A 19,046-nucleotide genomic window follows, 5' to 3' on the forward strand; every position below is an offset into this window, starting at 1 on the left:
CAACCGCTATATTGATTTTTAAGTTTGTGATTTTTAAGTTTTAATTTTTAATTTGTACTAGCTTATGTCTTTTGTACCTTTACATATACACAGTGACTATAGTTTGCTCGATGGAGCAAGTCAATTACCAGAGTTAGTAGATCAAGCGATCGCACTGGGGATGAAAGCGATCGCACTCACAGATCATGGTGTCATGTATGGCGCTGTTGAACTGATAAAAATTTGCCGTAGTAAGAATATTAAGCCAATTATTGGCAATGAAATGTATATCATTAACGGTGATATTGAAAAACAAGAACGCCGTCCTAAATATCATCAAGTAGTTTTAGCTAAAAATACAAAAGGCTATAAAAACTTAGTTAAATTAACCACAATTTCTCACCTTCAAGGTGTACAAGGTAAAGGAATTTTTTCCCGTCCTTGTATTAATAAAGACTTGCTCAAAGAATATAAAGAAGGTTTAATTGTCACCAGCGCCTGTTTAGGTGGAGAAATTCCCCAAGCAATTCTTAGTAATAGACCAGATGCCGCCCGAAAAGTAGCTAAATGGTATAAAGAAATATTTGGTGAAGATTTTTATTTAGAAATCCAAGACCACGGTTCACAAGAAGACAGAATTGTTAACGTCGAAATTGTCAAAATTGCCCGTGAATTAGGGATTAAATTTATTGCTACCAACGATTCACATTACATTTCTTGCTTTGATGTAGAAGCCCATGATGCTTTACTTTGTATTCAAACAGGACAGCTAATTAGTGAAGATAAAAGAATGCGATATAGCGGTACAGAATATCTCAAATCTGCCGCAGAAATGCAACAGCTATTTCGTGACCATTTACCCGATGATGTCATTGCCGAAGCGATCGCTACAACGGAAGAGGTAGGGGATAAAATTGAGCCTTACCATATTATGGATGAGCCGAAAATTCCTACTCCTCCTATTCCTTCTGGTCACACTCCTGATACTTACGCAGAAGAAATTGCTTGGCAAGGACTTTTAGAAAGATTAAATCGTAAATCTCGCAGCGAAGTAGATCAAGTTTATAAAGAAAGATTAGAATATGAACTAAAAATGCTGCAAAAAATGGGTTTTTCCACATATTTTTTAGTTGTGTGGGACTACATCAAATTTGCAAGAGATAATAATATTCCTGTGGGTCCGGGTCGTGGTTCGGCAGCTGGTTCTTTGGTCGCTTATGCCATGCGAATTACGAATATTGACCCGGTACATCATGGGTTACTATTCGAGCGATTTTTAAATCCAGAACGCAAATCAATGCCTGATATTGATACAGATTTCTGTATTGAAAAACGAGATCAAGTGATTGAATATGTAACTAATAAATATGGTGCTGATAGAGTTGCCCAAATTATTACTTTTAACCGTTTAACATCAAAAGCAGTATTAAAAGATGTAGCTAGAGTGTTAGATATTCCCTATGGGGAAGCTGACAAAATGGCGAAAATGATTCCAGTGGTACGGGGAAAGCCAACTAAACTCAAAGTCATGGTTTCTAATGAAACACCAGCACCAGAGTTCAAAGAAAAATATGATAATGATCCTAAAGTTCGTCATTGGCTAGATATGGCAATGCGAATTGAAGGAACTAATAAAACCTTTGGTGTTCATGCGGCTGGTGTGGTTATTTCTGCTGAACCTTTAGATGAAATTGTTCCCTTACAACGGAATAATGATGGTTCTGTAATTACCCAATATTTTATGGAAGATTTAGAATCATTGGGTTTATTAAAAATGGACTTTTTGGGTTTACGTAACCTGACACTAATTCAAAAAACTATTGATTTAATTCAAGAAACTAATGGCTACAAAATTGACCCAGATGAAATTACTGGTCAAGAAAGAAAAGCTCAACATATATTAGCTAAAGGTCAACATAGTACATTACCGAAAGAAGTCCAAAAGGCATATTTATTATTAGAATCTGGAGATTTGGAAGGTGTATTTCAATTAGAATCTTCGGGAATGAAGCAGATAGTAAGAGATTTAAAACCTTCTAATATCGAAGATATTTCTTCTATCTTGGCACTTTATCGACCAGGCCCTTTAGATGCAGGATTGATTCCTAAGTTTATTAACCGTAAACATGGAAGGGAAGAAATTGAATATGAAACGGGAATTTTAGAACCTATTTTAAATGAAACCTATGGAATTATGGTTTATCAAGAGCAAATTATGAAAATTGCTCAAGATATGGCTGGTTATACTTTAGGACAAGCTGACTTGCTGCGTCGCGCTATGGGTAAAAAGAAAGTTTCAGAAATGCAGAAGCAGGAAGAAAAGTTTATTGACGGTGCAATGAAAAATGGAGTGAAGAAGCAAGTTGCAGAAAAGCTATTTGCAGATATGTTGAAATTTGCCGAATATTGTTTAAGTTATGAAACGGATGTTTTAACTGTTGAATATGGTTTGATTCCTATTGGGGAAATTGTTGAGAAGAACATTGAATGTAGTGTTTTCAGTGCTGATACAAATGGAAATATCTACACACAACCGATAGCACAATGGCATAAACGGGGAGTGCAAGAATTGTATGAATATTCTTTAGATGATGGTTCAATAATTCGGGCAACAAAAGATCATAAATTTATGACCACTACGGGGGAAATGTTGCCCATTGATGAGATATTTGAAAGAGATTTGGATTTACTACAAGTTAATGGTCTACCGATAGAATAGATTGAGAAAGAACTAATTCAAAAACCCTATATTTATCCCCCGTAGGACTGTTATGTTCCTGGACGGGAGCGAATATGATCAGGTATATGGTAGCGATCGCCTAATATTTCCAACAAAGGACCATTTACATCAAACTTCAGCATACTGACTGAAGCAACCAAAATATTTACCCGATAGCGATAGCATCCCAAATCAATTCCTAGTAAACTACAAAGCATAATCCGAATAGTGGCTTTATGGGAAACTACTAAAACATTACCTTGGGGGTGTTTGTCTATAATTTCAGTAATCACAGGCATAGAACGGTTAGCAATCTCTACCGCAGTTTCTCCACCTAATGGTGCATTCCAAGCGGGTTCTGACAACCATTTGATATAGTTTTCTGTGTAATTCTCTTGAACAAAGGATTTACTTTTTGTTTCCCACTCACCATAACTACCCTCTCTAAGTCCTTCACGCACCTGCATATCCATACCAATAGCATCACAAAATGGCTTGGCAGTTGCAATAGTACGTTTCATCGGACTAACATAAACCCCTTCCCACTTCAATTTTTGATAAACATCAGCAAAACTGGATGCCATCTGCAACCCTTCTGGTGTCAACTCCGCATCAGTTTTACCGCAGAAATTACCACTTTGACTAAAAGTAGTTTCGCCATGTCGCAGTAAATATAAATTGAGTGTCATACTTTGTATTGCGATGGTGATCAAAGAGTTTGTGTAAAAATAAAATACCATCAAACTCACAATCGAGTATGTAACGCCAGGACAAAGTAATCAACCAAAAAAGTCAATTAACCACAAACTTTGAAAATCGAAGACAAAAGTAGCAGAAAACGACAACTAGTAGTTTGTCAAGAACTAACTAAAGCATAAATAAATCTTGCGTGCAATTTTCCTTCTTCCTTCTTCCTTCTTCCTTCGCGCTCTTTGCGTCCTTCGCGGTTCATTTCTCTTTATCCATAAAAATTCATTTTACAGACTACTACGTAATAGCGTAAAAACAAACGTAAGCAAATTGCGAGAATGTAATTTTTTTACTATTGCAGTTTCACCGCAGCACGTTGTAAAGGTAAAACTTCTTCTAAACTTAATTCATGGTCAGTAGTCAGATGACTGCTACAACAAATTGTACTAAAGAAAATCTGCTGACCCACAACTTGAGAAAAATGCTTTTCTAACAATAACCGCGAAGTAATATCACCTAATAACTCACTCAAATCTTTTGTTAATTGGTCTTTATCATCACGGTGAACCATTCTGAATTTAAAACTTGTTTCCCCAACTAACTTTTTAACTGCGGAGTCAAATTCATGTACTTTTCCCTGAACATAAGCAAAAGCTTGTTCTTCTAAAAAGTTCCAAGCTTCGGGAAAAATTTCCTGAATTTTTTCTAGATGATTATCAGCTTGGTAGACTAAAGTAGCTGTTTGACAATCCATATATTTATTAATTTATGCGGTTGTGAAAAAAAACCCGATTATTTATGTAGTTTTAGCAGTCGAAGTAAAATTTAGACTTTAGCTTTTTAGTCATTATGGTGACAAGCTGATAGAAATACTGTTACATAAACTACAAAATTTCTAGATAAAATGGAGAAATAGAAAAAATGAGGTAACATTGAACGCAAATTAATTTGAATTGTTAAAGTGAGGATTTATGAGTTCTGGACAAATGAAAATTATTATAGGTTGGCTATATCCTCAGTTGATGAGTACCTATGGCGATCGCGGCAATGTTATAACTATACAACGTCGCGCCCAATGGCGGGGATACAATGTCTCTATTTTACCCTTAGACCAAAACTCCACCCCAGATGATCTTAAATCAGTGGATGTGATAGTTGGTGGAGGCGCACAAGACCGTCAGCAAGAAATCGTCATGCGGGACTTACAAGGTGCAAAAGCTGACGCAATGCGGGAAAAAATCGAAAATGGCACACCAGGCGTTTTCACCTGCGGTTCTCCCCAATTACTAGGACATTATTATGAACCTGCTTTGGGACAAAGAATCGAAGGTTTAGGAATATTAGATTTAGTTTCTATCCATCCTGGGGAAAATACCAAGCGTTGTATTGGTAATTTGGTGATAGAAGTTACAGCTTCCCGTCTTGCCCAAGAATTGCAAGCAATGACAGGAACAAAACCCTATTTAGTCGGATTTGAAAATCATGGTGGACGCACTAAATTAGGTAAAGTGGAAGCCTTGGGGCGTGTGGTGTACGGCTTAGGTAATAATGGTGAAGATGGTACAGAAGGTGCATTTTATCAGAATGCGATCGCCACCTATTCTCACGGACCGTTATTACCAAAAAATCCCTTTGTAGCAGATTGGTTAATTCAAACGGCCTTAAGGTTGAAATATCAGCAAGAAATTCAACTTTCACCCTTAAATGATACCTTGGCAATGCAAGGGCGAGAAGCAATGTTTAAACGATTGAAGGTGGCTTTACCTGTTGTGGGTAAAATTTAATCATGTAAGTCATCAGCAGTCAGCAGTCAACTAGGATGATGAAGAAACAAATTCATGGGTGTTGAATAGCTAACGACTCTGACTCTGATTTTGCAACAAAGGACGTACAACTAAATACCCAGCACCAAAACCAGTAATCATAATTAATACAATAGTAATTAATAACCACCAGCCATTCAGCCCCTTTAATTCAGACTCATGAGTAGTATAATATCTTACTTCTTGTTCCTCTATAAAAACTGGTGCTGGAGAGGGAAAATTCATATCTATCACAGGTACAGAAAAAACCTCACGTCTGATTTTTTGAGGTGGTTTGGAAGTTGGTTGACGTGGAGGAGGTGCAGTTTTTACAGGTGGTTTTTTTGCAGATTTAGCTTTAGCTTTAATACGTGGTAATGGCTGAGAACTCGGTATAGTTTTGATAACATCAGCTTGAGTCTGTTTAGCTGGTTGAGACACAGGTGCTGAAGAGTCTACTAACTTTTGCAGTTCTAAACAAGATTGAACCACCTTGGTAATTTCTTGCCGCAGTTGTTGATTTTCCTGGGACAATTTCTGATTATGGCTGGTGACTACATCTAACTTAGCCTGTACCGCTTGTAACTCCCCAACTAACTCCCTGTACACATGAAGGGGTACAGACGGTGAATAGCTTGGTGTAGGTGGCTGACTGTGAATATTTGCTGTAGTTGTTTTCATCTGGATACTGGTATTAAAATTATGCCTGTCATTATTTTAAAAAAATATACTAACAGAATAAAGTAATACCGGAGATATGTCTCAAAATAATTTGAAACTCCCCGGTCTAAAGACACGGGGATTCTGAAGAAGCCCAAAAACGGACTCTTAAAGGTGTAGTGAAAGCGCCTCTATAGACTCCATCAAGATTTAATACCAACGTAGCCTTTACTTTTCTTAAAATATTTGCTGCGGCTTATGCATAATAAATAAATCAGGAAACCTGCAAATGGTACAAACACCTGCTCAAATTATCACCCTCGAAGAATTCCTAGAACTGCCAGAAACAAAACCTGCAAGATTTAAAAGTAACTTGTAGTCTAACCATTGTCATCATTTCCTCCTGTTCTTAATCCTATCAAAACACCATCCGAAGATTCTCAACTCCAAACTTCAGTTAAATCCAAAACAAAACCAGGTAAAACATCTTCCCCGGACAAACTTACAGGATGTTCCAAAACTTCTACATCTTTACCTGGACGATAAATTTCCACTCGTTGATTTTTCCGGTCTATCAACCAACCTAAACTAGCACCATTTTCTATATATTCTCTCATCTTCGCTGGCAACTTCTCTAAAGAATCGGTTTTAGAACGTAATTCCAGCACAAAATCAGGACAAATAGGCGCGAAACTTTCCTTTTGTTCTAAACTGAGAACATCCCATTTTTCTTGTTTTACCCAAGCCGCATCAGGAGAAAGGTCAGCACCATTAGGAAGATGAAAACCAGTTGAAGAGTCAAAAACTACTCCTAATTTAGTCTGACGATTCCATAACCACAGTTGTCCAGCAATATCAAAATTTCTTTTTCCAGTATAGCTTCCAGTAGGTGGCATAATAATTAATTCTCCCATAGCAGTTCGTTCTAATTGTAAATCTCGATTTGCAAGTGCCAAATCAACAAACTGCTCATGGGAGATTTTCAACGTTATTGAAGCAGGAATATTCACAGCAATGACTGAAGCTAAATTAGCTTGTGTCATCCTTCCCTCCTGAAACTGCTACTTGTCTTGTGTTAGTTCCAGATTAACATTGAAACTTAAAATAAAAGGCAACAGGCAATAGACAAAAAGCTATTATTCTTCTTTAACCTGTCACCTGTCACCTGTCACCTGTCACCTAATGATGGTGATGATGATGAGTTAAAGCCAACTGCACATTAACTTCCTTAGCGTCCTCTTGCATCAACTCTGCAATATGACCATTTGCCCATTCAGCAGCCATATCCAAAAATTGGGGATCGTCATTTACACAAGCCATTTGTAAATAATCCACATTCGGATGCTGTTTTTCTAAATCATGAATGATGTGATGAACATCTAACAATGTTTCGTGGTTTTCTGTCGCAAAGCCAATTGGCATAAACATAACCACTTTTGCACCCAATTGAATGAGATTTTTTGCAGCTTGGGTAGCATTTGGCTGTGTCCAGTCAATTAACGGTGTATCGTGGTTTAACCAACCTACAGAAATTAAAGGATAACGGTTAATTAACTTTTCTCTGACTAATTCGTAAAGTGCTTGACTTTCATCAATACCAGATGTAAAACCTTTGGCTTTGTGAGGACAACCATGATTCATCAACACAATGCCAATTTGTGAAGGTAGGTAGGCATCAGCTAAATCAGAATTAATTTTTTCTTCTACCAAACGCGCCATTAAATTAATATATTCAGGCTCATTGTAGAAAGAAGGAATATAACGCATTCCTTTTACCCAATGTTCATCACCATCAGCTAATTCAGCTAGAGCATTATTAACTTGCTCAATAGCTATACCACTGGTAAAAATAGAATCTACGACCAACAACGGATAAATTAAGATTTTTTCAAAACCTTGATTTTTGATTTCTGCTAAAACCTGTTTAGGCAAAAAAGGAGCGCAAAAGTTAAAAGCTTTGAAAACTTGAATTCCACCACCCCATTTATGTTGTAATTCGTGTTCAATTCCAGCCCGTTGCCTTTCAAAAATGGCATTATGTGGAGAGATGAAATCATGATGTGTATGTCCCCACTCATGACGGTCAAATAACGCCAATAGTTTTGCTAAGGGGGGATAAATCCAAGTAGGTACTGGAGCGAATTTGGCAGTAAGTAGATTTAAAGCCTGTTCATTATAATTTGCGAAGTCTTCGTAGCTTTCGACTTCACCGTAGCCCATGAGCAATACAGCTACTCGGTCATGGCCTGGTAGATGCTCGTGAGTATGTTGCAGTTTTTCTGGAGTTGCAACCACAATAATTTCCTCAATATAACCAACGTGGCGAGATTGTAAGTGGGAATGACTGTATCATTGCCCGTACTCGTTCATTATTATCCCTTCCAGGGGGATAGGATAGACATAAACACAAAAATATACATCCAAAGACATAGTGTTGTTATTACTTTACATAGGAGATTGTGTCTTTTAATTATCAGTGCCGATTTTGTGTAATAATTGACTGATAATCAAAGCCTATAAAAGGTAAAAGCTCATAAATTTTACGCAAATACATAATAGTTAAAATATTTAATCTCAAATATTTAATCTTTCTAAAGAATGAAAAGTGTGAGAGCCGATATCACAAAATAAATGACCGATAATTTTTTGATAGTACAAGCCCCCAGATTGATCTGTGGAATTAATCCAAAATCCAAAATCGGATGATTATCATTATTTGCCCTGGAATTCATGAACCAGAACTAACAGAAAGCTTTATTGCCGAGTGCTTAAATCCAGCAACTGATATAAGTATCAATGGAGTTGCAGTAGATATACTTACCTTCCCAGGAGAAGGTATTTTAGCTTTATCAGGATTTCATATTTTGCAGTTTTTGCATGATAACTTTAATCGCCGTAGGCATCGCTTGAGTAATAAGCTAGAATCGCCTGTTATATTCATTAGCTTTAGTGCTGGTGTAGTTGGCGCAATTATCGCTGCTACCAAGTGGCAAATCTTGGGCGGTCATGTCAAAGCTTTTATTGCTATAGATGGCTGGGGAGTCCCACTATGGGGTAATTTCCCAATACATCGCTTGAGTCATGATTATTTTACCCATTGGAGTTCTGCTATTTTAAGTAATGGGGAAGATAATTTTTATGCCAACCCATCAGTAGACCATTTATCAATGTGGCGATCACCTCAAACGGTACAAGGTCATTGGGTAGATCAATCAATAGGGTCTTCCCTGCCCCAGAATCGCCTGAATGCTGCTGAATTTTTACATTTGTTGCTAAAACGCTATGAATAAAAAGGGAGATGGGGAGATGGGGAGATGGGAAGGATGGGGGAGATGAGGGAGATGGGGAGAATGGGGAGGATGGGGGAAATGGGGAGAATAATCTTTTACCTGCCCCTCTGCCCCTCTGCCCCTCTGCCCCCCTGCCCCCTGCCCCTCTGCCTCTGCCCCCCTGCCCCTCTGCCCCTCTGCCCCTCTGCCCCCCTGCCCCTCTGCCCCCTGCCCCTCTGCCCCCTGCCTCCTGTCACCTGTCACCTGTCACCTGTCACCTATTCCTACTAAGTATTCTGATGTTTCCCATTGAACCGACTGCTGTTAATAGTGGCTTTGGCGCACTACTAAAAAATCGCAATTTTATGCTCCTGTGGATTGGGCAACTGATTTCCCAGTTAGCAGATAAGGTTTTACTAATCCTCATGATTGACCTATTAGAAAAAAAATACCTACCTGCTAATTTGTCAGAAGGGACAGGGCGCTTTTATTTATACATGGCTTTTACCCTGCCAGCCATTTTTTTTGGTTCTGCTGGTGGTGTCATTGTTGACAGGATGCCAAAAAAGCTGATCATGATTGGTTCTGATCTTGTCCGTGGGTTATTGACTCTGTGTATACCATTCTTGCCACGACAGTTAGGAATATTATTAGCACTGAATTTTGGTATTTCCACTGTGACACAGTTTTTTGCTCCCGCCGAACAAGCCACTATTCCCCTAATGGTGAAACGAGAGAATCTCATGGCTGCCAATGCCTTATTTAGCAGCACCATGATGGGAGCATTAATTGTTGGCTATGCTGTGGGCAAGCCAATTCTGCACTGGGCTGAATATCTCAACTTTGAATTTGGGAAAGAACTATTAGTAGGTGGTTTCTACCTTTTGTCTGCGGTAATTATGCTGCCCATTCATTTTAAAGAAGATCGGCAAACCTCTGTAGCTAATCCCTTAACTGAATTCTTGCAAGGTTGGCGGTATCTCAAACAAAATCGCCTGATCTGGAATGCGATGCTGCAAATCGTCGCTTTGTACTGCGTGTTTGCTGCTCTCCTGGAATTATCCATCAGATTAGCTGCAAAGTTAAACTTAGAGCAAACAGATTTTAGCTTTTTTGTAGCAGCAGCTGGTGTAGGCATGGTTTTAGGTGCAGGGATTATAGGACACTTTGGCCATAAACTACATCGTAAGCCTTTGCCTTTAATTGGTTTTATATTTATGGCAGTAGCATTGGCAATGTTTATTTTTATTCAGAACCTAGCTTTAGTGTTGGGACTGTGCGTTTTCTTAGGTTTGGGTGCAGCCCTAATTAACGTGCCAATGCAAACTTTGATTCAACAATACACGCCCCCAGCAATGCATGGTAAGGTATTTGGCTTTCAAAATCATGCCATTAATATTGCCCTCTCTGCTCCTCTGTTGATTACAACCAAACTGGTTAACGCTTTTGGATTGCCAGTGGTGCTGTGCGGAATGAGTTTCACTGTCCTAGCTATTGGTTTCTGGACTTGGCACAATACCAGGAGAGTCTTGCAAGATGTAATCTAAATCCTGTAGAATCATAATCCATCCTTAATGCTGAGAAATAGAGATTTATCAGGATTGATAAGAGCTTTTCCATTAAAATGAAATTATAAATACAGAATCTAAGCCTTAACTTTAGTTATATTTTGAGGTTAACCGTGCGATCGCCTTCTCAAATCAGTCTCCCACAATCGTCAAATCACAAGCAATCTCCTATCTCTAACTCGCCAATTGTCGCTCCTACAAGGGCTTCTGGCGGGTTTGCCTTGTTAGATAGTCTCCTCCGTCATGGTGTTGAATATATTTTTGGTTATCCCGGTGGGGCAATTTTACCGATTTATGATGACCTGTATAAAGTAGAAGCCACTGGTACAATTAAACACATCCTTGTGAGACATGAACAAGGTGCTTCCCATGCGGCTGACGGCTACGCACGTGCTACAGGTAAAGTAGGAGTGTGTTTTGGTACTTCTGGCCCTGGGGCGACTAACTTGGTGACAGGTATTGCCACAGCCTACATGGATTCCATTCCGATGATTGTGGTGACAGGACAAGTACCACGAGCAGCAATTGGTACAGATGCTTTCCAAGAAACGGATATTTACGGTATTACTCTGCCCATTGTCAAGCATTCTTATGTAGTCCGTGACCCCAAAGATATGGCGCGGATTGTGGCTGAAGCATTCCACATTGCCAGTACAGGCAGACCAGGGCCAGTTTTGATAGATGTTCCCAAAGATGTGGCTTTGGAAGAATTTGATTATGTGCCTGTAGAACCTGGTTCAGTCAAGTTACCTGGATATCGTCCCACAGTTAAAGGTAATCCCCGACAAATTAATGCGGCGATTCAGTTGATTAGGGAAAGTCGCAGACCCTTATTATATGTGGGTGGGGGTGCGATCGCCGCTAATGCCCACGCAGAAGTTAAACGTCTGGCAGAATTATTTAATATCCCCGTCACCACAACCCTTATGGGTATCGGTGCATTTGATGAACATCATCCCCTATCTTTAGGAATGTTGGGGATGCACGGTACTGCTTACGCGAACTTTGCAGTTACAGATTGTGATTTGCTCCTTTGTGTTGGTGCAAGATTCGATGACCGTGTAACAGGAAAATTAGATGAATTTGCTTCCCGTGCTAAAGTCATTCACATCGACATCGACCCAGCAGAAGTTGGTAAAAACCGCGTTCCTGAAGTTCCTATCGTTGGCGATGTCAAGAGTGTTTTAACTGATTTACTCCGGCGATGTCAAGACGCAACGGGAAAAACTAAACCTGATCAAAATCAAGAATGGTTAAATCTAATTAACCGTTGGAAACAAGATTATCCCTTGGTTGTGCCTCATCATGCTGACAGCATTTCCCCCCAAGAGGTAATTGTGGAAGTTGGCAGCCAAGCACCCAACGCTTTTTATACCACCGATGTCGGTCAACATCAAATGTGGGCAGCACAATTCCTCAAAAATGGGCCTAGACGCTGGATTTCCAGCGCCGGTTTAGGAACAATGGGTTTTGGTGTCCCTGCGGCGATGGGTGCTAAAGTCGCTTTCCCTGATGAAGAAGTGATTTGTATTAGCGGTGATGCCAGTTTCCAAATGTGCTTACAGGAATTGGGAACTCTTTCACAATATGGTATAAATGTCAAGACCGTAATTTTAAATAACGGTTGGCAAGGAATGGTGCGTCAATGGCAAGAAGCCTTCTATGGTGAACGTTATTCCTGTTCCAATATGGAAGTAGGGATGCCTGATATTGAGCTTTTAGCACAGGCTTATGGTATCAAAGGGATGGTGATTAGCAGCCGGGAAGAATTGGCTGATAAAATTGCCGAAATGCTGGCACACAATGGCCCTGTAATTGTCAACGTTCATGTTACCAGAGATGAAAACTGCTATCCGATGGTAGCTCCTGGTAAGAGTAACGCGCAGATGTTTGGTTTGCCAAAACCTGCACCCACAAATACAGATCAGCCAGTTTCTTGCAGTCATTGTGGGACAAAAAACTCCCCTAACCATAACTTTTGTTCTGAGTGCGGGACTAAGTTGTAAGTATTCTGGTGTGGGAATAATCGCTAACATTGGGGTGTAGCATAAAAGAATTACACCCCATACTCCACACCCTTGTGAAACTAACGGAGTCACCAATGAATCCAGTAAAAAAAGATACTGCAACGTGCAAAATGTATGAAAAAAAGTAACAGTCTCTGTGATTTTCTGCAATCATTTGGGAATCTTAGAAGTTAGCTAAATCCAAGGATATTTATGTCTAAATGTGACTTGCTCAAAAGCAGCGGTAGTAAAGTGAAGTTAGAACCAGAAGTAGCGATCGCTATTATGGGACTGTTTTCAGCCTCTGCTGATGGTGAAGGGATTATCCCCACCGAAGAATACCCATTAGCGGAAATGCTAGAAGGTGTGGGAGTGTTTGAAGAATACGCTGAGGAAGATTTTGACAAGTTGACAGCAAAAGTCAACACCGTGATAGAGAAAGAAAAAGCAGAAAATTTAATTCCTAGTGCGATCGCATCCTTAACAAAAAAGAATTATCGTGAAAGTGCTTATATCACCGCTATCTTGGTGGTGGGGATGGAAGAAGATATATCAGAATCAGATCAAGATTTTCTGTTTGAGCTTCAGGAAGTATTGAAGATTTCCGATGAGCGAGCAGAAGAACTAATAGACGAAGTGTTTGAAGAATATGAAGACGATGAGGAAGAGGAAGAATAGGAATAATTCTTTTTTTATCTAACTTGTGATATCACCACATTCACCAAAAAGAATTATTGAGTTGCCGTTGTCAGATAAATAAGTTTATTTAGCTCATGACTAGTATATTCAAGACTATCATGGGCTTTTTACATATAAAAAATTTCCGTTCAATCTACTATTAATGAGTATGAAAATTTCCCAGAACATTTCCCAGAACATTTCTATGCACTTGATACTACTATTTGTAGGTATTCAAGTAAGTTTTAACCAGCAAATAGCTCAAGCACAAACTCCTCTTGCACCACCAACTACCACAAAATATACTTGTCCTGCTCAACTAAAATCATCTATCAATGCTGTAATTAACCGTCCTATTTTTAAAAGAATGCGTTGGGGAATTTTAGTAAAACCTCTATCATCTCCACAAACACTTTACAGTCGAGAAGCCGATAAGTATTTTATTCCTGCTTCTAATACTAAACTATTCACTACAGCAGCAGCATTACAAAAATTAGGAGCAAATTTCCGTATTCGCACCTCTATTTATCAAGATAGCGAAGGAGTTTTACGGATTGTTGGTAGAGGAGATCCCAGCTTAAAAGATGAGCAACTGAAAATATTAGCCAAGCAACTATATCAACAAGGTATTCGTCAAATTAATCAATTAATTGCTGATGATAGTTATTTTCAAGGTGAACTTGTTGATCCCAGTTGGCAATGGGAAGACGTACAAGCTTATTATGGCGCACCAGTCAATAGTTTGATAATCAATGAAAACGCTTCTCTATTAACATTGTTACCCCAAAAAATCGATCAGCCATTACAAATTAAATGGAATGATCCGACGGAAGCATATAAATGGAAAATTGAAAATACTGCTGTCACTGTTCAAGAAAATGAACCAAGTTTTGTAGAAATAAATCGTGACTTAAAAGGACAAACATTGCGGATTAAAGGGCAATTAGCTGTAAATACCAAACCAGAAATTACAGCTTTAGCTGTTTTTGATCCCGTTGAAAATTTCCTCATACATTTCCGTCATAATTTACGCAAAGAGGGCATTAATGTTAAACAAACATCCATAGGTAATGCTATTAAAAATGACAAAGAAATAGCATTTGTTGAATCTCCAACTTTATCTGATTTATTGATAGAAACAAATGTTAATAGCAATAATTTGTATGCAGAATCTTTACTCAGAAATTTAGCTAATCAGCAGCCATTAGCAAAAAATGAAACTACTGCTGATGCTGGGTTGAAAGTTTTAAAAACCACTTTAACCGAATTGGGAATTGAACCCACAAACTATATATTAGTAGATGGTTCTGGTTTATCTCGTAAAAACTTAATTAGTCCAGAAGCCTTAGTACAACTTTTGCAAGTGATGGCTAAATCTTCCCAAGCAGAAATATTTCGTGCATCCTTACCCATTGCAGGTATGAGTGGATCTTTAAAAAATAGATTTATTAACACACCGGCTCAGGGAATTGTCCAAGCCAAAACAGGCACAATGATGGGTGTAGTTTCCCTATCTGGATATGTCAATGCGCCTAATCATGAACCTGTAGTTTTCAGTATGATGGTAAATCAATCGGAACAACCTGCAAGCATTGTGAGGAAAGCAATGGATGAAATTGTAGTGTTATTAGTTCAGTTAAAGCGATGTTAATATAATGTTTATATTGAATTTGAGCAAAGTGAATCCAACAGCCGTGAGTCAAAACGGAACAAAGCTACAGCCAGAACATACATATTATTCCCTGTTAGGACTGCATCCTTCAGCGTCGGTGATTGATATTCGTCGCGCTTTTCGGGAATTGAGTAAACAGTATCACCCAGATACCACAGAATTACCTGCTACAGTTGCTACAGAAAAATTTCAACAAATTAACGAAGCTTACGCCACTCTCAGTCATCCAGAACGGCGTTTAAGTTATGATTTAAAGATTGGCTATTCTCGTTTTGGTGTCATTCAAGCACCAACGGATTTAAACCATCCCGTGCATAAACCTTATGATTACTCAAAATCAATGTATCTGGATGCGAGCGATCGCCCCCTCTCATCAGGAGAAATCTTTGTATTATTTGTGTTAGGCTTAACCTTTGTGGGTTGTATGATCTTAGCGATCGCGATCGCCGTTCTTCGTGGTGAACCGAGTTTACAAACCCAATTGTCCAACTTCAACACACCACAACCAATCACCGAGATATCCCAGCTTCTCAACCCAATACAAACTAATAATTTTGAATTTTGTTGGCGTAGCCTGCTGTAAGCACTATTTCAAATTTCTTATGTCTATTCTTCCTGCCAATACACCTCTATATAGCCATCCACTACCACAAATTGAACAATGGTTAAAAGACCAAGGTTGTCAACAAGATGAAAATGAATTACATTGTTGGCGATTGCAAAAATCTAGCTGGCAAGCAGAACTCTGGCTAGATATTGAACAAATCACAGTTAGATACATTCAAGCCGGAGACAACGGTCAGGATATTCAACGTTCTTTTAAATATTCCCTCAGTCGGCAAGATATAGAACAAGCAATTTTCGCAGGGCCATAATTCAATTGGAGATTTTACCAACATAGTTACCGACATAATTTATTACTCAAACGCCCATTTTTGACAAGATGCGAAATCGAGTCTAAATTGTTTCCATGCTTCCGGAATTGGGTTGCTGCCTATTTTTGTAATCAATTCCTTAGTTTTTGCCTTATCTCCAGCAAAACACGCAAACTTACCATAACTATTTACATTCCAAGGATCAGGGTAATATGCAATAATATCTTCAAATCCTTGACTTACTTTTTGCCAATTTGCAGGTGTCGCATAAAATTGTTGACTCTGAAATTCATAATGTTTATTGAAAGCTCTCCAATAAATACGAGAGTACAATCCTTTTCCTTCACATTTGCTTGTGACTAAAACTACATCATCGGCAAATTGTTCAGCCTCTTCAAAGCTACCACTCCATTTCGGTAGTAAATATTCAAAAACTTCATAATAAGTTTCGTAATAGTAAGCCTCTTTAGACAAAGCTTCCCGTAGTAGTTTTTTCACTTCCCATTTGCGCCAGCTTTGTACTCTAGCTATATGTAGCATATTCGTATACCACTGAGGATCTACACTGGCTATTTGTTTGTTTTTTTCCAGAAAATTATTTGCTAATTTAATATTAGTCCTGAACTTTTCCCAAGCTTCATCACTAACTTTGTCAGCAAAATCACCTCCTCTAAAATGCCAACCGCGTTTAATGAAAAAGTTACTATAGGCAATGTAAGGCGCAGGAGACTGAGGATATTTTTTTATCCATTCCCGTATTTTAGCTTCAACTTTTATCCAATTATTTTCATTATCATATTTAGTCAAATTACTATCAAACATTCCATCATAAAAAAATTTTAACTTCCACAAACCTGAAGGTGTTCGACTGGTTCTTTTTTTATATAGGTTGTAATAATTTTCTAATTTTTCAAAATTTCCCGATGAAAAAGTAGCAGCAATTTCAGAAGAAATATTGCTTCTCAATGATAATTCTGACTGGTTGGAATTTTGAATTTCCACACAAGGCAGTTCAGAAGCAGGTATATTAGCAGCAATCCTTGTCTTTGATTGAAGTGCTGCTGGAGTTAATACTAAAGGTGATATTAGTGAGCATCCAGTCAGACCTAGTACCAAGGGCATAAAAACACTGGTTTTCATTTTCCACTGAGAAGGGTTTTTGGCGTTTTGTAAAGATCGAGAAATAATAACTAAGCAATTGAAACTGAGATGTCAGAATTGACAATCTAAAATCTCAAATCCAAAATTATCATACTTTTCCAAACCGACGTTCCCGTTGTTGATAGGCACATAAAGCCCGGTGAAATTCTTTTCTGTCAAAATCAGGCCAGAGAGTATCGGTAATATAAATTTCTCCATAGGCCATTTGCCAAAGCAGAAAATTAGAAAGTCGCATTTCCCCACTGGTGCGGATAAGTAGATCTGGATCTGTTATTCCAGCTGTATATAAATGACTTTCAAACAATTCTTCAGAGATTTCATCTGGTTTTAATATACCTTGTTGTACCTTTTGAGCGATCGCCTGACAAGCTTGTAAAATCTCCTGTCTACCGCCATAATTTGTAGCTATTGTGAACCGGATACTGCGATTATCCTTAGTTTCTGCCATTGAACGAGAAATTTCTTCCTGGAGTGCTGTTGGTAGAGCTTGCAAATTACCCACAAACTGAATCTGTACATTCTCCTCCACCATTTCCCGTAGTTCTTGCCGCAAAACCCGTTGGAACAGACTCATTAAAAACTCCACTTCTTCCTGTGGTCTTTTCCAATTTTCCGTCGAAAAAGCATAAGCAGTCAGGGCTTTAATTCCCCAATCCTTACAACAGTGCAGCAAATCTTTGAGGGCATCAACTCCCCGCTTGTGACCCATAATCCTTGGTAGACCTTGACGTTTAGCCCATCGACCATTACCATCCATAATCACCGCAACGTGCTGGGGGAGTAATTCTCGTTGTAAATCAGAGGGTAAATATTGCAGTTCAGTATGTTGTGTAGTCATTTTTCAGTCTTATTTTTTTGGCGAGAAGGGGTCGTATCCCTACGGGGAAGCAAGCTACGCATAGCGTGTCGAAGACTTGATAATCTGAGTAAACGTGACACCAGTGCTAGTGTCTGACCACTAATTTGACGAATTAAACTGACAAGACCAGGAGCTACAGCGTCTCTATCGACAGTGGGCGAAAATCGAGTTTCTAAAGATTCTTTTAACTTCCTAATCGTCAGTGGTCTGTATAGAGTTCCCCTTTCCGCTAAGGAAATAGAACCCGTTTCTTCTGATACAACGACACAAATGCAATTTTCGACCCGTTCAGTAATTCCCATTGCTGCCCGATGGCGTGTACCCAACTGGCGCGAGGCTGTGCGTCCCGAAAGTGGTAAAATTATACCCGATGACACAATTCGTGAACCCCGGATCAACGTTGCCCCATCATGCAATAAAGTTTTTGGCTGAAAAATTGTCTGTATTAGCTCCTTAGAAACCTCTGCATTTAACTTTACTCCAGGTACTGAAAAATCTCTCTCATCAATTGGCCCGGAAGTTTCCAAAATTAGCAAAGCGCCAATCCGATTTTTTGACAGTTCCTTTACAGCTTCAACAATTTCATCAATCACGCTATCAGATTTGGGGACTGCCAAGCGGTTGGGTTGAAATAACAGCCGGAACTCACCTCGTCCCAGTTGTTCCAAAAAGCGGCGAAACTCTGATTGAAGTGCTACAGCCATTGCTACAGCGCAACCAATTACCAACTTTTCAAGAACGAAATTGAGCAGAGGTAGCCCTAAAGTACCGCTGAATGCTGAGGCCAGCATCAAGAGTATAAATCCCCTTACCATCCACAGCGTTCGGCGTTCGTTAATAATCACCAGGATCATGTATGTCAGCGCCAGCACCAACACAATATCCAGAGTCCCAAATAGCAAGGACTGTGACCATCCCAGGTTTATCAGCCATTGCTTCCACCAATCTCTCATGACATCTGGATAAATAATGAATTCAGGAGTTACAGGAGTTACAGGAGTTACAGGAGTTACAGAATTTGTAGAAGCAGGATACTAAACTTTCTCAACTACTAAAATTCTGAACTACTGAACTACTCAACTACTGATAGCGTAGCGTGGCGTAAGCC

17 protein-coding genes are annotated in these 19,046 nt (G+C 39.0%); 9 read left to right on the plus strand and 8 right to left on the minus strand.

The annotated features are described in order from the left end of the window. The first annotated feature begins 64 nt into the window (after positions 1–64). The gene (locus ACLLO5_RS20655; protein ID WP_413172368.1) at positions 65–2,698 is read left to right on the plus strand and encodes a DNA polymerase III subunit alpha; all 2,634 of its coding nucleotides are present in this window, start codon (positions 65–67) and stop codon (positions 2,696–2,698) included. A gap of 50 nt (positions 2,699–2,748) precedes the next feature. On the opposite strand, the gene ACLLO5_RS20660 is transcribed toward ACLLO5_RS20655, so the two are convergent. Together ACLLO5_RS20660 and ACLLO5_RS20665 are read right to left on the minus strand one after the other, a co-directional pair. Continuing rightward, on the minus strand, positions 2,749–3,387 hold the full coding sequence (locus ACLLO5_RS20660) for a histidine phosphatase family protein (RefSeq protein ID WP_413172369.1): 639 nt from the start codon (positions 3,385–3,387) through the stop codon (positions 2,749–2,751). A 353-nt stretch (positions 3,388–3,740) separates the two neighbouring features. Beyond that, positions 3,741–4,142, minus strand: coding sequence for a hypothetical protein (locus tag ACLLO5_RS20665; RefSeq protein WP_413172370.1), 402 nt, complete (start codon positions 4,140–4,142; stop codon positions 3,741–3,743). 217 nt (positions 4,143–4,359) lie between these two features. On the opposite strand from ACLLO5_RS20665, the gene ACLLO5_RS20670 reads away from it, so the two are divergent. Then, positions 4,360–5,172 carry a type 1 glutamine amidotransferase gene (locus ACLLO5_RS20670; RefSeq protein WP_413172371.1) on the plus strand — a complete coding sequence of 271 codons (813 nt, stop codon included), beginning with the start codon at positions 4,360–4,362 and terminating at the stop codon, positions 5,170–5,172. Positions 5,173–5,241: 69 nt separating this feature from the next. Here the strand turns inward: ACLLO5_RS20670 and ACLLO5_RS20675 are convergent, their stop codons facing one another. The 3 genes from ACLLO5_RS20675 to ACLLO5_RS20685 all read right to left on the minus strand — a co-directional run bounded on the left by ACLLO5_RS20675 (position 5,242) and on the right by ACLLO5_RS20685 (position 8,145). Next, positions 5,242–5,871 (minus strand): hypothetical protein, encoded by a 630-nt coding sequence (locus ACLLO5_RS20675; RefSeq protein ID WP_413172372.1) that lies wholly within the window; start codon positions 5,869–5,871, stop codon positions 5,242–5,244. A gap of 419 nt (positions 5,872–6,290) precedes the next feature. Further along, a complete protein-coding gene (locus tag ACLLO5_RS20680) occupies positions 6,291–6,893 on the minus strand; it encodes a Uma2 family endonuclease (protein WP_413172373.1) in 603 nt (200 codons plus the stop codon). A 136-nt stretch (positions 6,894–7,029) separates the two neighbouring features. Beyond that, the gene (locus ACLLO5_RS20685) at positions 7,030–8,145 is read right to left on the minus strand and encodes a ferrochelatase (RefSeq protein ID WP_413172374.1); all 1,116 of its coding nucleotides are present in this window, start codon (positions 8,143–8,145) and stop codon (positions 7,030–7,032) included. Between the two features lie 407 nt (positions 8,146–8,552). Between ACLLO5_RS20685 and ACLLO5_RS20690 the strand changes: the two genes are divergently transcribed. From ACLLO5_RS20690 to ACLLO5_RS20720, 7 genes are all read left to right on the plus strand, one after another. After that, entirely contained in the window at positions 8,553–9,140 is a 588-nt protein-coding gene (locus ACLLO5_RS20690; protein WP_413172375.1) for a hypothetical protein, read from the plus strand. 278 nt (positions 9,141–9,418) lie between these two features. Continuing rightward, a complete protein-coding gene (locus ACLLO5_RS20695) occupies positions 9,419–10,666 on the plus strand; it encodes an MFS transporter (RefSeq protein ID WP_413172376.1) in 1,248 nt (415 codons plus the stop codon). Positions 10,667–10,800: 134 nt separating this feature from the next. Continuing rightward, complete coding sequence (ilvB, locus tag ACLLO5_RS20700; RefSeq protein ID WP_413172377.1) at positions 10,801–12,693, plus strand: biosynthetic-type acetolactate synthase large subunit; 1,893 nt, start codon at positions 10,801–10,803, stop codon at positions 12,691–12,693. A gap of 213 nt (positions 12,694–12,906) precedes the next feature. Then, a complete protein-coding gene (locus ACLLO5_RS20705; protein WP_413172378.1) occupies positions 12,907–13,371 on the plus strand; it encodes a tellurite resistance TerB family protein in 465 nt (154 codons plus the stop codon). Between the two features lie 187 nt (positions 13,372–13,558). Further along, complete coding sequence (gene dacB, locus ACLLO5_RS20710) at positions 13,559–15,022, plus strand: D-alanyl-D-alanine carboxypeptidase/D-alanyl-D-alanine-endopeptidase (RefSeq protein WP_413176147.1); 1,464 nt, start codon at positions 13,559–13,561, stop codon at positions 15,020–15,022. 28 nt (positions 15,023–15,050) lie between these two features. Next, on the plus strand, positions 15,051–15,626 hold the full coding sequence (locus ACLLO5_RS20715; RefSeq protein WP_413172379.1) for a J domain-containing protein: 576 nt from the start codon (positions 15,051–15,053) through the stop codon (positions 15,624–15,626). Between the two features lie 19 nt (positions 15,627–15,645). Then, a complete protein-coding gene (locus ACLLO5_RS20720; protein ID WP_413172381.1) occupies positions 15,646–15,918 on the plus strand; it encodes a DUF3143 domain-containing protein in 273 nt (90 codons plus the stop codon). 42 nt (positions 15,919–15,960) lie between these two features. On the opposite strand, the gene ACLLO5_RS20725 is transcribed toward ACLLO5_RS20720, so the two are convergent. From ACLLO5_RS20725 to cdaA, 3 genes are all read right to left on the minus strand, one after another. Beyond that, complete coding sequence (locus tag ACLLO5_RS20725; protein ID WP_413172382.1) at positions 15,961–17,058, minus strand: hypothetical protein; 1,098 nt, start codon at positions 17,056–17,058, stop codon at positions 15,961–15,963. A 109-nt stretch (positions 17,059–17,167) separates the two neighbouring features. After that, a complete protein-coding gene (locus tag ACLLO5_RS20730; protein WP_413172383.1) occupies positions 17,168–17,917 on the minus strand; it encodes an isoprenyl transferase in 750 nt (249 codons plus the stop codon). Further along, positions 17,914–18,891, minus strand: coding sequence for a diadenylate cyclase CdaA (gene cdaA, locus ACLLO5_RS20735; protein WP_413172384.1), 978 nt, complete (start codon positions 18,889–18,891; stop codon positions 17,914–17,916). The genes ACLLO5_RS20730 and cdaA overlap by 4 nt, the downstream gene beginning before the upstream one ends. Between the last annotated feature and the right edge of the window lie 155 nt (positions 18,892–19,046).

Source organism: Anabaena azotica SJ-1, assembly GCF_047275885.1.
Classification (GTDB): Bacteria; Cyanobacteriota; Cyanobacteriia; order Cyanobacteriales; family Nostocaceae; genus Trichormus_B; species Trichormus_B azotica_A.

Coding starts and splice junctions, on each gene's coding strand:
- ACLLO5_RS20705 (WP_413172378.1), top strand. CDS start 12,907: ATGTCTAAATGTGACTTGCTCAAAAGCAGCGGTAGTAAAGTGAAGTTA.
- ACLLO5_RS20665 (WP_413172370.1), bottom strand. CDS start 4,142: ATGGATTGTCAAACAGCTACTTTAGTCTACCAAGCTGATAATCATCTA.
- ACLLO5_RS20675 (WP_413172372.1), bottom strand. CDS start 5,871: ATGAAAACAACTACAGCAAATATTCACAGTCAGCCACCTACACCAAGC.
- ACLLO5_RS20670 (WP_413172371.1), top strand. CDS start 4,360: ATGAGTTCTGGACAAATGAAAATTATTATAGGTTGGCTATATCCTCAG.
- ACLLO5_RS20720 (WP_413172381.1), top strand. CDS start 15,646: ATGTCTATTCTTCCTGCCAATACACCTCTATATAGCCATCCACTACCA.
- ACLLO5_RS20690 (WP_413172375.1), top strand. CDS start 8,553: ATGATTATCATTATTTGCCCTGGAATTCATGAACCAGAACTAACAGAA.
- ACLLO5_RS20730 (WP_413172383.1), bottom strand. CDS start 17,917: ATGACTACACAACATACTGAACTGCAATATTTACCCTCTGATTTACAA.
- ACLLO5_RS20695 (WP_413172376.1), top strand. CDS start 9,419: ATGTTTCCCATTGAACCGACTGCTGTTAATAGTGGCTTTGGCGCACTA.
- ACLLO5_RS20660 (WP_413172369.1), bottom strand. CDS start 3,387: ATGACACTCAATTTATATTTACTGCGACATGGCGAAACTACTTTTAGT.
- ACLLO5_RS20655 (WP_413172368.1), top strand. CDS start 65: ATGTCTTTTGTACCTTTACATATACACAGTGACTATAGTTTGCTCGAT.
- ACLLO5_RS20725 (WP_413172382.1), bottom strand. CDS start 17,058: ATGAAAACCAGTGTTTTTATGCCCTTGGTACTAGGTCTGACTGGATGC.
- ACLLO5_RS20680 (WP_413172373.1), bottom strand. CDS start 6,893: ATGACACAAGCTAATTTAGCTTCAGTCATTGCTGTGAATATTCCTGCT.
- cdaA (WP_413172384.1), bottom strand. CDS start 18,891: ATGAGAGATTGGTGGAAGCAATGGCTGATAAACCTGGGATGGTCACAG.